Origin of the sequence: Parasedimentitalea marina (assembly GCF_004006175.1) — a bacterium.
Lineage (GTDB): Bacteria > Pseudomonadota > Alphaproteobacteria > Rhodobacterales > Rhodobacteraceae > Parasedimentitalea > Parasedimentitalea marina.
In genome coordinates this window covers 939,170-952,965 of sequence record NZ_CP033219.1, presented here as the reverse complement: position 1 = coordinate 952,965, position 13,796 = coordinate 939,170, and the positions used below count along the sequence as shown (strand labels likewise).

At 57.9% G+C, this 13,796-nt stretch carries 15 protein-coding genes; 11 read left to right on the top strand and 4 right to left on the bottom strand.

Annotated features, from left to right (window positions below; translation table 11 throughout):
- Window position 1: 1 nt before the first annotated feature.
- Both urtB and urtA read right to left on the bottom strand, forming a co-directional pair.
- On the bottom strand, window positions 2–1,957 hold the full coding sequence (urtB, locus tag EBB79_RS04645; protein WP_127747812.1) for an urea ABC transporter permease subunit UrtB: 1,956 nt from the start codon (window positions 1,955–1,957) through the stop codon (window positions 2–4).
- A gap of 62 nt (window positions 1,958–2,019) precedes the next feature.
- Entirely contained in the window at window positions 2,020–3,297 is a 1,278-nt protein-coding gene (gene urtA / locus EBB79_RS04640) for an urea ABC transporter substrate-binding protein (protein ID WP_127747811.1), read from the bottom strand.
- Between the two features lie 566 nt (window positions 3,298–3,863).
- Here urtA and EBB79_RS04635 point away from each other — a divergent pair.
- The 9 genes from EBB79_RS04635 (at window position 3,864) to ureG (ending at window position 9,184) form a co-directional block, all read left to right on the top strand.
- Complete coding sequence (locus tag EBB79_RS04635; RefSeq protein WP_338045791.1) at window positions 3,864–4,523, top strand: urease accessory protein UreD; 660 nt, start codon at window positions 3,864–3,866, stop codon at window positions 4,521–4,523.
- 1 nt (window position 4,524) lies between these two features.
- Entirely contained in the window at window positions 4,525–4,827 is a 303-nt protein-coding gene (locus tag EBB79_RS04630; RefSeq protein WP_127747809.1) for an urease subunit gamma, read from the top strand.
- Window positions 4,828–4,837: 10 nt separating this feature from the next.
- Window positions 4,838–5,008: a hypothetical protein gene (locus EBB79_RS24365; protein WP_164860743.1), complete on the top strand. Its 171-nt coding sequence runs from the start codon at window positions 4,838–4,840 to the stop codon at window positions 5,006–5,008.
- Window positions 5,005–5,310, top strand: a complete 306-nt coding sequence (locus EBB79_RS04625) for an urease subunit beta (RefSeq protein ID WP_127747808.1) — start codon at window positions 5,005–5,007, stop codon at window positions 5,308–5,310. The genes EBB79_RS24365 and EBB79_RS04625 overlap by 4 nt, the downstream gene beginning before the upstream one ends.
- A gap of 70 nt (window positions 5,311–5,380) precedes the next feature.
- Window positions 5,381–7,090, top strand: coding sequence for an urease subunit alpha (gene ureC, locus EBB79_RS04620; protein ID WP_127747807.1), 1,710 nt, complete (start codon window positions 5,381–5,383; stop codon window positions 7,088–7,090).
- 140 nt (window positions 7,091–7,230) lie between these two features.
- Window positions 7,231–7,452: a DUF1127 domain-containing protein gene (locus EBB79_RS04615; protein WP_164860718.1), complete on the top strand. Its 222-nt coding sequence runs from the start codon at window positions 7,231–7,233 to the stop codon at window positions 7,450–7,452.
- A gap of 22 nt (window positions 7,453–7,474) precedes the next feature.
- Entirely contained in the window at window positions 7,475–7,930 is a 456-nt protein-coding gene (locus EBB79_RS04610) for an urease accessory protein UreE (RefSeq protein ID WP_127747806.1), read from the top strand.
- A complete protein-coding gene (locus EBB79_RS04605) occupies window positions 7,902–8,567 on the top strand; it encodes an urease accessory protein UreF (protein ID WP_238704995.1) in 666 nt (221 codons plus the stop codon). The genes EBB79_RS04610 and EBB79_RS04605 overlap by 29 nt, the downstream gene beginning before the upstream one ends.
- Window positions 8,564–9,184 carry an urease accessory protein UreG gene (gene ureG, locus EBB79_RS04600; RefSeq protein WP_127747805.1) on the top strand — a complete coding sequence of 207 codons (621 nt, stop codon included), beginning with the start codon at window positions 8,564–8,566 and terminating at the stop codon, window positions 9,182–9,184. Before EBB79_RS04605 ends, ureG begins: the two co-directional genes overlap by 4 nt.
- 55 nt (window positions 9,185–9,239) lie before the next feature.
- On the opposite strand, the gene EBB79_RS04595 is transcribed toward ureG, so the two are convergent.
- Window positions 9,240–9,713, bottom strand: a complete 474-nt coding sequence (locus EBB79_RS04595; protein ID WP_127747804.1) for a GatB/YqeY domain-containing protein — start codon at window positions 9,711–9,713, stop codon at window positions 9,240–9,242.
- Window positions 9,714–9,896: 183 nt separating this feature from the next.
- On the opposite strand from EBB79_RS04595, the gene carA reads away from it, so the two are divergent.
- Both carA and EBB79_RS04585 read left to right on the top strand, forming a co-directional pair.
- The gene (carA, locus tag EBB79_RS04590) at window positions 9,897–11,066 is read left to right on the top strand and encodes a glutamine-hydrolyzing carbamoyl-phosphate synthase small subunit (RefSeq protein ID WP_127747803.1); all 1,170 of its coding nucleotides are present in this window, start codon (window positions 9,897–9,899) and stop codon (window positions 11,064–11,066) included.
- 99 nt (window positions 11,067–11,165) lie between these two features.
- On the top strand, window positions 11,166–13,067 hold the full coding sequence (locus EBB79_RS04585) for a glycosyltransferase (protein WP_127747802.1): 1,902 nt from the start codon (window positions 11,166–11,168) through the stop codon (window positions 13,065–13,067).
- A 7-nt stretch (window positions 13,068–13,074) separates the two neighbouring features.
- Here the strand turns inward: EBB79_RS04585 and EBB79_RS04580 are convergent, their stop codons facing one another.
- A complete protein-coding gene (locus EBB79_RS04580; protein WP_127747801.1) occupies window positions 13,075–13,731 on the bottom strand; it encodes a GntR family transcriptional regulator in 657 nt (218 codons plus the stop codon).
- Window positions 13,732–13,796 lie beyond the last annotated feature (65 nt).

Here is a 13,796-nt window from a genome sequence, read left to right as displayed (position 1 = left end):
GTTAGTCTCCTGCCGCACGACCCTTAAGCGCGATGATGCCGCGGGGTCTGAACTGGATGAAAATGATGATGAAGATGATCATGTAGGTCTGCGCGGCCAGGGTGTTGGACGGGTTGCCCCACTCGATGCCTTTTTGCAGGAAGCCAATCATGGTGGCACCAGCTAGCGCGCCCCAGATATTGCCAACACCGCCGACAACTACGGTCATAAAGCTTTGCACGATGTAATCGTTGCCCAGCTCAGACGTGACCTTGGCGAACAACCCGATGGCAACTCCAGCCACGCCCGCAATCCCCGAGCCCAGACCAAAGGTCAACATGTTGACGCGCTCAGGGTTGATGCCCATCGACGCCGCCATGCGCGGGTTTTGGGTTACGGTGCGGGTTTCCAGCCCCAGACGGGTGCGCTTCATGATGAACAGAAACACCCCCAGAAAGAGCATCGCCAGAATGAAGATGGCGATGCGGATGTAACTGATCGACACCACATCATTCATCACCCAGGCCCCATCCAGCCAGCTCGGAGCGGTCAATGGACGCGCCTGGGTACCAAAGATGTTCTTGGCCAGCTGTTGCAGGGCAATCGAGATTCCAAAGGTGGCCAGCAGGGTTTCCAGCGGGCGGTTATAGAGATACCGGATCACCAGGCGCTCCATCGCGACGCCGGCGGCAAAGGTCACCGCAAAGGCCAGCGGCAGGGCGACAAGGATGGATGCGGTGTGGTTGGGAATGACCTGTTGCACCACGTAGCCGGTGTAGGCCCCCATCATGATGAACTCACCATGGGCCATGTTGATCACGCCCATCACCCCAAAGGTGATGGCCAGCCCGATGGCGGCCAGAAAGTAGATTGAGGCCAGCGAGACCGCGTCCAGCCCCAGATCCAACGCCTGGTTCATACCAACCTTTAGCGCGATATCTGCCAGCGCTAATTCGGCGGCTGTTGTGACTGTTGCTGATGCCTCGGAAAAGACCTCATAGAAAATATAGGTGTTCAGCGACCGGGTAATGTCATCGTCACCGATGAATACGGGCACCAGGGATTGCGCAGCAAGTCGATCATAGGCCCGACGGCGCAGGCCCGGATCGGCAAGCTGATCGATAGCGATCTGGGCAACGAAGCCAGTGTCGAAATGTTCAACCAAGGCAGCCCGGATATCGCTGGGGGTTGTGGGCGCGGCGGCCAATTTGGCTTCAATCAGCAGATCATAGGCGCGGGTACGGTCCAGATCCTCGCCTCCAGGGGTTAGAATTCTGGCGATATTGACGCCCTTGGGCAACTCACCCGCGGTGGCGTTCAGGGTTCTGACCACCAGTGGATTAAGCGTCGCTCGCAGGTCCACCCCCAGATCACCGTCAAATGACTGGATTGCGGCAACACGGGTGGCAGGGTCCGGATCAAAGGCAATGGTCAACAACCGTTCCAACCGCGACTTTCGCGCCTTTAGAACAGCATCCGGTTCATCCGCAAGAGAGGCACGCAGAGGGGTCAGATGGTCACCCGATGGTGCGCGTTCTATGGCCAGCAGGGCCTCGGCCCGTTTGGCCGGATCTGCGTCACTCAGCTGAAACTGTACCAGCGCAGTGGCAATCAGTGCTCGCACGCCGCTGTTGGGTTTCAGCTGTTTCAGGTCCGCCTTGGCAAAGTCTCCGACGCCGTCGCCACTGTCCGGGTCTCTCAGCGCATATTGCCGCTTGGCCACCTCCGTTCCAATAAAAAACAAACCATCCGAGCGTCTCTGCCAAATCGCTTTGCGCCCCCAAGCCTCAAGGAACCCTTGCGCTTGCGGTAGGTTACTAACGGCGATGGCGTCGATCACCGGCCCGATGGTCTTACGCGAGGCTGTCTCGACCAGGGTTTTATTCTGCTGCAGGATCTGCTGCACCGACAGGCCTTGAGCAGGCCCAATCTGGCCCCAGCACGTCAGTGCAATGCACGCAAAGAGTAGTCGTATCATGGTATTGTATCCGCACAGGAAGAGACGAGAGCCGCGTGGCTCTCGTCAGGGTCTAAGGACGCTTAGTAGTTCGACAATGTCTGAACGCAGGTCTTGGTTGTGGTGTTGTACATTCCACAGCCCAGCTCGTTCCAATCGGACTTCAGCACCGAAGATTCCGGCAGGAAGTCGGTCCAGGCATCGCCTGCAACTTCGTCGGTCTGGCTGATGATGTCGAATTGACCATCGTCCTGAATTTCACCAATCAGAACTGGCTTGGCCAGGTGGTGATTGGGCAGCATAACGGCAGTGCCGCCAGTCAGGTTCCCGAACTCCTGGCCATACATCGCGCTGCGCACAGCATCGACATCTACGGTCGCAGCAGCCGTTGCAGCATTCACCCACATGTTGAAGCCGATATAATGCGCCTCCATTGGATCGTTGGTCACACGCTCTTCGCCCATGGTCTGTTTCCACTTGGCGACAAAGGCTTCGTTGACTTCGGTGTCTGCTGACTGAAAGTAGTTCCAGGCTGCCAGGTGACCCACCAGGTTGGATGTGTCCAGTCCCGACAGTTCTTCTTCACCCACCGAGAAGGCAATGACCGGAATATCGTCCGCCGAGATGCCAGCAGCGGCCAGTTCTTTGTAGAAACCGATGTTGGCGTCACCGTTGATAGTCGAGATCACCCCGACCTTCTTGCCATCAGCGCCCAGCGCCACAACGTCAGCAACGATCTTGGACCAGTCCGAGTGTCCAAACGGCGTGTAGTTGACGAAGATATCACTGTCGGCGACGCCTTTTTCCTGCAGATAGGCCTCAAGAATATTGTTGGTGGTACGCGGATAGACGTAGTCAGTGCCCAGCAGTGCGAATTTTTCCACGCCCAGTTCCTCGAGGAAGTAATCCGTGGCCGGGATTGCCTGCTGATTTGGCGCAGCGCCGGTATAGAATACGTTCTTCGAGCTTTCTTCGCCTTCGTATTGAACCGGGTAGAACAGCAACCCGTTCAACTCTTCGATCACCGGCAGAACCGATTTACGCGACACCGAAGTCCAGTTGCCGAAGATAACATCAACCTCGTGTACCGAGATCAGTTCGCGAGCCTTTTCAGCGAACAGCGGCCAATCCGAGGCCGGATCGACAACCACCGCTTCCAGCTGCTTGCCCAGCAAGCCACCTTTGGCGTTTTGCTCTTCGATTAACATCAGCATGGTGTCTTTCAGCGTCGTTTCCGAAATCGCCATGGTGCCGGACAGCGAGTGCAGAACGCCAACTTTGATGGTGTCACCGGCCAGTGCAGCGCCAGACATCACGCTAAGGGCCAACACGCTGGCGGCGGTTTTCTTTAGAAAAGTCATAGTATCTCCCCGGGCAGAGCGCGCAGCTATGCTTGCCTTTTTCAGGCGGCACCACTACGTCAACCCTGCAACGTTTGTTGCAAATCGTGTGGCGGCCGCCTCGAGGTCCAATTCGTTTGGTCGTCACACACCTATTGGCCAAGATCACAAACATCGCTGTGCCCTCGGTCGCACCAGAGGTTCCGTTTGACCGGGCGATTGGCAACTGCAGCAATCTTAAATTCGCAGGCAAAATTACAAATGACCAATAAGTAGGCGAATAATTCTAGTTGCGCTCAATTATTGCCCACTCGCCTTTTACGACCCCATCCGCACCACTCGATTTCTAGTGATCGCCGATTTGATGTGCTCAATATCCTGTCAAGAACCAAGGAATTGAGGACACGGGTATCACCATCCGTCAGGACATAACCCCAGCCGAAGCGATCAGCGATCAACCCCGTGCCATTGGCGCGGCGCGGGTTGTTGCGCAGCGCCAGAGGGGCCAGACTCGTCTGGCCAACCTGCGCCAAGCCGGCGCGCTGAAACTGTTGTTTCCGCAAAAGACCCCGGGGCTTGAGGCGGTCATGATCAACACGGCCGGCGGCATAACCGGCGGCGACCGCTTTTCCCTGACGGCCGAGGCTGGCGAGGCCTGCCATTTGACCCTGACCACCCAGGCAGCCGAGCGGATCTATCGCGCCCTGCCGGGGCAAATCGGGCAAATGGACACCCGCCTGCGGGTCGGCGCGGGCGCGCGTCTGAACTGGATGCCGCAGGAAACCATTCTGTATAACACCTCTGCCTATCGGCGCAGTCTAACGGCAGATCTGGCAACAGACAGCGAGTTGCTGCTGGTCGAGCCGCTGGTCTTTGGTCGCATTGCCATGGGCGAGGTCCTAAGCGACGCGCATTTCCTGGACCGCATCGATATTCGCCGCAACGGACGGCGTCTGTATTATGATGCTGTGCGGCTGGACGGTGACATCGCTGCCAAACTGGCCCGCCCGGCAGTGGCCAATGGGGCCCAATCCATGGCCAACCTGATATTCTGCGCACCGGATGCTGCACGCCACCTGGCCTTTATCCGCGCCGCCCTGCCCAACACCGGAGGCGTGTCACTGATTGGCGATGACCTGCTGGTGATGCGGCTGCTGGCTGTGGACAGCTATGAACTGCGCAAATCGCTTTTACCCATTCTTGAGCGGCTGACCGACAACGGGCTGCCGCGCTGCTGGAGACTTTGACATGAACCTGACCCCTCGCGAAAAAGACAAGCTGCTGATCGCCATGGCTGCCGAGGTGGCCCGCAAGCGATTGGCCCGTGGTGTCAAGCTGAACTACCCCGAGGCAATTGCGCTGATCACCGACGCCGTCGTCGAAGGCGCGCGTGATGGGCGGTCCGTAGCCGACATGATGGAGGCCGGTGCCGAAATCATCACACTCGAGCAATGCATGGACGGCATCGCCGAAATGATCCCCGATGTTCAGATCGAGGCCACCTTTCCCGACGGCACCAAACTGGTCACCGTTCACAACCCCATTCGATAAGGACACTGCGATGAAAACTCTTTCACTTCTACCCCTGCTTGCTTTTGCCTCCCCTGCTCTGGCGCATGGCGGCGCACATCTCCATCCGCACGCAGCCAATAGCTGGCTGCCGGTGGTGCTGGGTCTGGCCGTCATTCTCGGTGCTGCGACACTGGCTTACATCCAGAGAAACCGCCCGTGATTCCCGGAGAGCTGCTGACGGCTGACGGCGAGTTGGTCCTGAACGAGGGCGCCAAATCTATGGCCTTGATGGTGGCCAATACCGGCGATCGGCCGGTGCAGGTGGGCAGTCACTATCATTTCGCCGAAAGCAACCCGTCGTTGGCGTTTGACCGTGAGGCCGCCCATGGCACGCGATTGGACATCGCAGCTGGCACTGCAGTGCGGTTTGAGCCCGGTCAGCGCCGCGAGGTGAACCTGATCCCTATTTCAGGGGCACGCCGCGTGTATGGGTTTAATCAAAAAGTCATGGGGGCGCTTTAGGGGCACTGGCCCTTAGATTGCAGACATAAATAGCAATTCTTGGCGTTATGCCGCCGCTCAGGAGATCTCAATGCCCACCAAGATCAAACGTTCTGACTATGCCGCGATGTATGGGCCGACAACCGGCGACCGTTTGCGCCTTGCCGATACCGACCTGATCATCGAGGTTGAACACGACCTGACCACTTACGGCGAAGAGGTCAAATTTGGCGGCGGCAAGGTGATCCGCGATGGCATGGGGCAGTCGCAGATCACGCGCGCCGATGGGGCGATGGATACGGTGATTACCAATGCACTGATTGTTGATCACTCGGGTATCTTCAAGGCTGATGTGGGGCTAAAGGACGGGCGGATTGCCAAGTTGGGCAAGGCTGGCAACCCGGATACCCAGCCCGGTGTGGATATCATCATCGGTCCCGGCACCGAGATCATTGCCGGTGAAGGCAAAATCCTGACCGCAGGCGGCTTTGACAGCCACATCCATTTCATCTGCCCGCAACAAATCGACGACGCGCTGCATTCAGGCCTGACCACCATGCTGGGCGGTGGCACCGGGCCGGCCCATGGCACTTTGGCTACCACCTGCACTCCCGGTGCCTGGCACCTTGGTCGTATGATGCAAGCCGCAGATGCGTTGCCGATGAACCTGGCCTTTGCTGGCAAGGGCAACGCCAGCCTGCCTTTTGCACTGGAAGAACAAGTGAAGGCCGGCGCCTGTGCGCTGAAACTGCACGAGGATTGGGGCACCACACCTGCGAGTATCGATTGCTGCCTGGGCGTGGCTGATGCGATGGACGTGCAGGTGATGATCCACACCGACACCCTGAACGAGTCCGGTTTTGTCGAACATACGCTCAACGCCATGAAGGGCCGCACCATCCATGCCTTTCACACCGAGGGCGCGGGTGGCGGGCATGCGCCGGACATCATCAAGATCTGTGGCGAAGAACACGTGTTGCCTTCGTCCACCAACCCAACACGGCCCTTCACCGTCAACACGCTGGAAGAACATCTGGACATGTTGATGGTCTGCCACCACCTGGACAAGTCGATCCCCGAGGATGTTGCCTTTGCCGAAAGCCGCATCCGGCGCGAAACCATTGCCGCCGAGGACATCCTGCACGACATGGGCGCGTTCTCTATCATTGCGTCGGACAGTCAGGCGATGGGCCGTGTGGGCGAGGTGCTGATCCGCACCTGGCAGACCGCCGACAAGATGAAGAAACAGCGCGGCCGACTACCTGACGAGATCGGCGAGAACGACAATTTTCGGGTCCGCCGTTATATTGCCAAATATACCATCAACCCGGCCATCGCCCATGGCATTGCCCATGAGATCGGCAGTATCGCCGAAGGCAAACGCGCCGATCTGGTGCTGTGGAACCCGGCATTCTTTGGGGTAAAGCCAGATATGGTGCTGATGGCTGGCACCATCATCTGCGCACAGATGGGTGACCCGAATGCATCGATCCCGACGCCACAACCGGTCTACAGCCGCCCGATGTTTGGCGCCTATGGGCGCTCGCTGGAAAACAGCGCCGTGACCTTTGTCTCAGCGGCGGCGCAGGCGGACGGTATCCGCGACAAGCTGGGCCTAGCCAAGCAGACCGTGGCAGTGCGCAACACCCGCAATATCGGCAAATCAGATCTGATCCTGAACAATGCCACACCTGAGATGGAAGTGAACCCTGAAACCTATGAAGTGCGCGCCGATGGAGAGCTACTCACCTGTCAGCCCGCCAAAGTGCTGCCAATGGCACAGCGCTACTTCCTATTCTAAGAGATTGAATATGCATAATTTTAAACGTGGCATGTGCTCAGCGCATGGCGGGGCTTCCAAGTCAACACTGGTGCATGCTGCACATGCAGCATACTCCTGTGATCAACGGAACATGATCACAAATTCAGGAGTAAGCTCCAATGTCCATCGCAGTAACAGCACAGACCCTATCAACCTGGTCCCCACTCGCTGTTCTCAAACGCAGCCTGTCGGCCATCTTTACCGGTCTCGTCAATGTCGCCGAAGCCAACTCGCGGTATCACGAAGTTCAAAACCTGCAGGCGATGAGCGACGAGCAACTGGCGAAAAAAGGCCTGAAGCGCGACGACATCGTCATGCACGTGTTTGGTCACTGGATGTAAGCTCTCATCAAGGGGCGCCATCATGAGCGCCCCGTCGATGACCTGCCGTGTCTATCACGGCCATGCGCATGACCCGGCCCCGGTTGATCGGGTCGTGCTAGACTACAACGCCCGTTTTTTGCGCCGCAAAGTGCTGACCACCGAGGGTGGCGAGACGGTGCTGGTCGACCTGCCCCAAACCACTTCGCTGGATCACAGTGGGGTGCTGCTGCTGGAAAACGGTGGCGAGATCGAGGTGATCGCAGCGCCAGAAAAGCTGTTGCAGATAACCGGTGACGATTTGATCCGGCTGGCCTGGCACATTGGCAACCGCCACACCCCCTGTCAGATAGAGCCCAACCGCCTGCTTATCCAGTATGACCACGTCATCCACGTCATGCTGAAACTATTGGACGCATCTCTTACCCAAGTGACCGAGGCCTTTACCCCCGAAGGTGGCGCCTATGGGCATGGGCGCACCCATTCGCATGCGCATTGATCCAAACCTAACCTTGTTGCAGCAATGGCTGTCGCCCGCCTACCCGGTGGGGGCTTTCGCTTATTCCCATGGTTTCGAGGCCGCAGTGGCATCCGGGGCTATTGAAGGGGCGAATGATCTAAGGGTCTGGCTACAGGACCTGCTGACCCATGGGGCCGGCAATAGTGATCCGATCCTGCTGGTCGCAGCCTATCACAGCGAAGATGCCGAGACGCTGCTGGACATCGATCAGCTGGCGCGGGTCTTTGCCCCCTCCAAAGAGCGGCTGGCCGAGACTGCGCAACAAGGCACGGCATTTTGCCAAACGACAGCGGCGATATCCGGCCATGATATGCCCGACCTGACCTACCCGGTCGGAATTGGCTATGCTGCCCAGTTGCACAAACTGCCACTGGACATGACCACGCATATGTTTGTGCACTCATTCATTTCCAACCTGGTGGCTGCAGCGCAGCGATTGATGCCAGTCGGTCAAGTCGAAGGACAGCGCATTCTGGCTGAGATGGCGCCGATGATAGAACAGTCGGCACAGGATGCACTTACGTCGGAAAACACCGATCTCAGCGGGTCCTGCTTTCTGGCCGATATCGCATCGATGCAACACGAAACTCAATACTCAAGGATGTTCCGCTCATGAGCACTTTCAACGGCCCATTGCGCATTGGCATCGGCGGCCCTGTCGGGGCTGGCAAGACCACCCTGACCGCCGCACTGGCGCGCGTTTTGACACAGACCCACTCAGTCGGGGTCATCACCAATGACATTTACACGCAGGAAGACGCCGAGGCGCTGATGCGCATGCAGGTGCTGCCGCAGGACCGGGTGATTGGCGTGGAGACCGGCGGCTGTCCGCATACCGCGATTCGCGAGGATGCCTCGATCAATCTGGCCGCCATTGCCGAGATGCAGCGCAGGCATCCCGACCTTGAGATCGTGCTGATCGAAAGCGGCGGTGACAATCTGTCAGCGACTTTTAGTCCGGAACTGGCGGATGTAACCCTCTATGTCATCGACGTTGCCGCAGGCGAGGAAATCCCACGCAAAGGTGGCCCCGCCATTACCCGGTCAGATGTGCTGGTGATCAACAAAATAGACCTTGCCCCGTATGTCGGCGCTTCGCTAGACGTCATGGACAGAGATGCAAAGCGGATGCGCGGTGACGGGCCGTTTTTCTTTGCCAGCCTGAAACACAACAAAGGGGTCTCGGACATTATCGATGCACTGGCAGAGATCGGCGGTTTTTCAACAGGCTGATCCACTCTGGATCAGCCCCTTGTTAAGCTCCGGCTGGTTTAAACACCACCTGGGTTCAGCAGTCGCCGCCCGAGCACAGCTGATCCTTGACCAATGGACCGACTTTGCCAAAATCCATCTGGCCGGTGTATTTCGACTTTAGGGCGCCCATGACTTTGCCCATGTCGCGGATCGAATTGGCACCGGTTCCGGCGACAGCGGCGCGAATGGCGTCAACCACCTCATCCTCGGCCAATTGCTTGGGCAGGAATTCCTCGATGATGGCAATTTCCTCAAGCTCTCGCTCGGCCAGATCCAAACGGCCGCCCTCTTCGTAGGCGCGCGCACTTTCGTTGCGCTGTTTGGTCATCTTGCTGAGAATCGCCAAGATATCACTATCGGCAATGGTGATCTCTTCGCCATCACCACGTGCGGCAATTTCCATGTCCTTGATCGCAGCATTGATCAGGCGCAACGTCGCCAGGCGGCTTGCTGCCCGGTCTTTCATTGCTTGCTTCAGAGCCGTGTTGACTCGTGTGCGCATATCCATTGTGTATTCCATCCCCATGGCGTTGGAACCCATAGCCATAACCAAACATCTGTCCCTAGACAAGACCGCCCAGTTAAAGCTGACGCCATGGAACGCTTTGCGATGGTGCCTTAGGCCGGGCTTGACCCGACTGGGCCCTGCCCTTAAGAACCCATGAATTTATCCCACATGGAGACTCGCGCAATGGCCGATACTGCCTCGTTCAAGCCCACCGCATGCCTGGCTATGGCTGATGGTACAGTGTTTTATGGCGCTGGTTTTGGCGCCACTGGACAAACCGTTGCCGAGCTCTGCTTTAACACCGCAATGACCGGCTACCAAGAGATCATGACGGATCCGTCATATGCTGGTCAAATCGTCACCTTCACTTTCCCTCATATCGGTAACACAGGTGTGACGCCGGAAGATGACGAAACCGGCAATCCAGTGGCTGCAGGCATGGTGGTCAAGTGGGATCCGACCTTGGCCAGCAACTGGCGCAGCACTGAAGAATTGAAAGACTGGCTGACCCGGACAGGGCGCATTGCCATCGGCGGTATCGACACCCGCCGCCTGACCCGCGAGATCCGGCGGCAAGGGGCGCCGCATGTGGCACTGGCACATGATCCTGACGGAAATTTCGATGTCGAGGCTCTGGTGGCTTCCGCCCGCGCTTGGGCTGGGCTGGAAGGCATGGATCTGGCAAAAGAGGTCACCTGCGCGCAAAGCTATCGCTGGAATGAGATGCGGTGGGCTTGGCCTGATGGCTACCCCAAGCAGACGAACCCAGCACACAAAGTTGTCGCGATCGACTATGGCGCCAAGCGCAACATCCTGCGGTGCCTGGCTTCGGCTGGATGTGATGTCACCGTGTTGCCCGCCACTGCCACCGCCGAAGAAGTCTTGGCGCATAACCCGGATGGTGTCTTTCTGTCCAATGGCCCTGGCGACCCCGCCGCAACCGGCGAATACGCCGTTCCAATGATCAAGACGATCCTTGATACGACTGAACTGCCGGTCTTTGGTATCTGCCTTGGCCACCAGATGCTGGCACTGGCGCTGGGTGCAAAGACCATAAAAATGAACCACGGCCACCATGGCGCCAACCACCCGGTCAAAGAAATCCAGACTGGCAAGGTCGAGATCACTTCGATGAACCATGGATTCGCCGTTGATGCGCAAACGCTGCCTGAAGGTGTCGTGGAAACTCATGTGTCACTGTTCGATGGGTCAAACTGCGGCATCCGCCTGGATGGCCGTCCGGTATTCTCCGTTCAACAGCACCCCGAGGCCAGCCCCGGTCCACAAGATAGCTTCTACCTGTTTGAACGCTTTGCCGAAGCCATGGCGGCGAGCAACACGGTCGAGGCGTAAGCCAAAAGTAAAACCGCCGTTAATGGCCAGATCAGTTAACTGGCCGTTAACCACCATTGCCCAGGCTGCCAGACAGCAATAGGGGGGAGTGGTGATTTAATGCGGGATCAGTCGGTTCAATTTCGCAAATCCCAGCGCGTATACCCGACGCCGCGCCCCCAACAATTGCTGGGCCGTCACCTTGTTGACAATCATGCAGTCCGGGACACCGATTTATTGCGGGCTCTGGTGCTGCAACGCCACCAGAATGCGCCCCTCGGCCATATTTTGATAAGCCAGGGCTGGGCCAATCAGGATCAGGTGCTAGAGGCCCTGTCGCAACAGCACGGTCTGCAACGGGTCGATCTCTCAAACATCACGGCACATACCCGACTGTTAAACCGCAAACCTGCGCAATTCTGGCTCAAGCATCGGGCTGTACCGTGGTTGTACTCCGGCACTCAACTTGTCGTCGCCATTGCCCACCCTGAGCATTTTGACACCCTAAAGAAGGCGTTGCACGGTAGCTTTGAAACCATCCGGCCAGTACTCGCCGCCGAGGATCAGATCACCACATTCCTGACCACGCATTTTCGCAGGGACCTGGCCTTGGCCGCCAGCACACGTGTCCCCCTGCACAGCAGCAGCCGACGGCGACACAGACCCAGCAGCCTGCTGCCCTTGATGATGCTTGCCACACTCGCCGGGCTAACTGCTTACTCTCCGCGGATAGGTTTTACCCTATGTTGTGTCTTGGCGGTGCTGACGTTAAGCCTGTTCGTTGCATTGAAAATGATCGGATTTCTAGTGCATCTGGCAACGAAGGCTCCTGACAAAAAACCGCCTCTGGCACAACGCGCTCCACAGAAGCCCCTCCGCCTGCCGCGCATTTCGATGCTGGTTCCCCTGTTCCACGAGTCCGAGATCAGCAAGGCCCTGCTGCGACGCCTTAAACGGCTAACATACCCGCGATCCTTGCTAGAAGTGATCCTGGTGCTCGAGGAACACGACGAGATCACCCGGGCTGCACTGGCCAAAGCCACGCTGCCGTCTTGGATAAAAATCGTAACCGTGCCGCAATGCGGTTCTTTGACCACCAAACCCCGTGCCATGAACTATGCGCTCGACTTTTGCCATGGGGACATCATCGGAGTCTGGGATGCCGAGGATGCACCGGCGCGCGGACAGCTGGAACAGGTTGCCCGCACATTTGAAACCGCCGCTGACAATGTTGCCTGTTTGCAGGGCGTATTGGACTATTACAATCCACGCACCAATTGGCTGTCTCGCTGTTTCACCCTGGAATATGCCAGCTGGTTTCGCATTGTCCTGCCGGGGCTTGCACGGCTGGGGCTGGTGATACCGCTGGGTGGCACAACCCTGTTTGTGAAACGCGACGCCCTGGAACGGATGGGCGGATGGGATGCCCATAACGTCACCGAAGACGCTGATCTTGGGGTCCGGCTGTATCGGGCAGGCTACAGAACCAAAATGATCACCACCACGACCCACGAAGAGGCCAATTGCCGCCCCTGGCCCTGGATCCGCCAGAGATCTCGCTGGCTGAAAGGTTTTATGGTGACCTATCTGGTCCACATGCGGCAGCCTAGATTGCTGCTGGCACAGCTGGGCTGGAAACGTTTTCTGGGGTTTCAGGCCTTTTTTCTGGGCAGTGTCGGCCAATTTCTGCTGGCACCATTTCTGTGGTCGTTCTGGCTGATCCTCCTGGGTCTGCCGCATCCCAGCGCAGTGCTGATGCCCACAGGCGTGCTGTTCGGCACCGCTATAATGCTGGTTGTTTTCGAATGCCTTGCAATCTGCATTTCGGTGACTGCGGCTTTTGCCTGCAATAGACGTAGCCTGGCACTTTGGGCGCCCACGATGATACTCTATTTTCCGCTTGGCGCGATGGCAGCCTACAAGGCCCTACACGAACTGATCTGGCACCCGTTCTTCTGGGACAAGACCGCCCATGGTCACAATACTGCAGAACCCGAAAACCCACAGGCGCCGCAATCCTGAATTCATGTCAGGCACCGTTGCCGCCCCGCTGGCCTGCGTCTTGCTTCAATCGGGTCATGAAGGCCGTCGAAATGTGATCATTCAACGCCTGCCCTGCAGCGGCTTCATCGCGGCGCTCAATGGCGCTGACGATATTCTTGTGTTCGCTTTGAGCAATTTCGCCCCGTCCCTTCGCCGCCAAGGATGTTGTGGCCATCAACGCCATTGTGCGGTGCACCAGGTTTAGCTGCTGCACCAAATACCGGTTGTGCGACGCCAGATGGATTTGCTCATGAAAACGCCGGTTTGCCTTGGACAGGGCAATCGGATCGTCCACCAAGGCATCATCGGCGCTTACCATATCCCGCAACACGCTGATCTCTTCCTCGGTGGCATGGCGCGCGGCCAGTTTGGCCGCCAACCCTTCCAGCTCACGGCGAACAATATACAGCTCGGCCATCTGGTTGTGGTCCAGCGAGGCCACGATCAACGAGCGGCCGTCCCGCTCCAGCAGCGATTGCGTCTCAAGCCGTTGCAGGGCCTCGCGGATGGGAGTGCGTGACACACCAAAGCGTTCCGCCAGATCGCTTTCCACCAGTCGGTCATTGGGTTTGTAAACACCAACGTCGATCGCTTCTAGGATCAGGCTATAGGCGTCTTTCTGGTTCGGTCGGCTCTGGCTCATGATCACTCTCACCTTAGGCCCTGTCTCTCTACAGGGCAGATCCCCTTGCAATCAAGCCTTGCGCG

Bases quoted from the DNA above. Each gene is read 5' to 3' on its own strand.
- EBB79_RS04635 (WP_338045791.1), top strand. From the start codon at position 3,864: ATGATCAACACGGCCGGCGGCATAACCGGCGGCGACCGCTTTTCCCTG.
- EBB79_RS04580 (WP_127747801.1), bottom strand. From the start codon at position 13,731: ATGAGCCAGAGCCGACCGAACCAGAAAGACGCCTATAGCCTGATCCTA.
- urtA (WP_127747811.1), bottom strand. From the start codon at position 3,297: ATGACTTTTCTAAAGAAAACCGCCGCCAGCGTGTTGGCCCTTAGCGTG.
- EBB79_RS04630 (WP_127747809.1), top strand. From the start codon at position 4,525: ATGAACCTGACCCCTCGCGAAAAAGACAAGCTGCTGATCGCCATGGCT.
- EBB79_RS04595 (WP_127747804.1), bottom strand. From the start codon at position 9,713: ATGGATATGCGCACACGAGTCAACACGGCTCTGAAGCAAGCAATGAAA.
- ureC (WP_127747807.1), top strand. From the start codon at position 5,381: ATGCCCACCAAGATCAAACGTTCTGACTATGCCGCGATGTATGGGCCG.
- EBB79_RS04615 (WP_164860718.1), top strand. From the start codon at position 7,231: ATGTCCATCGCAGTAACAGCACAGACCCTATCAACCTGGTCCCCACTC.
- urtB (WP_127747812.1), bottom strand. From the start codon at position 1,957: ATGATACGACTACTCTTTGCGTGCATTGCACTGACGTGCTGGGGCCAG.
- EBB79_RS24365 (WP_164860743.1), top strand. From the start codon at position 4,838: ATGAAAACTCTTTCACTTCTACCCCTGCTTGCTTTTGCCTCCCCTGCT.
- EBB79_RS04585 (WP_127747802.1), top strand. From the start codon at position 11,166: ATGCGGGATCAGTCGGTTCAATTTCGCAAATCCCAGCGCGTATACCCG.
- EBB79_RS04605 (WP_238704995.1), top strand. From the start codon at position 7,902: ATGGGCGCACCCATTCGCATGCGCATTGATCCAAACCTAACCTTGTTG.
- EBB79_RS04610 (WP_127747806.1), top strand. From the start codon at position 7,475: ATGAGCGCCCCGTCGATGACCTGCCGTGTCTATCACGGCCATGCGCAT.
- carA (WP_127747803.1), top strand. From the start codon at position 9,897: ATGGCCGATACTGCCTCGTTCAAGCCCACCGCATGCCTGGCTATGGCT.
- ureG (WP_127747805.1), top strand. From the start codon at position 8,564: ATGAGCACTTTCAACGGCCCATTGCGCATTGGCATCGGCGGCCCTGTC.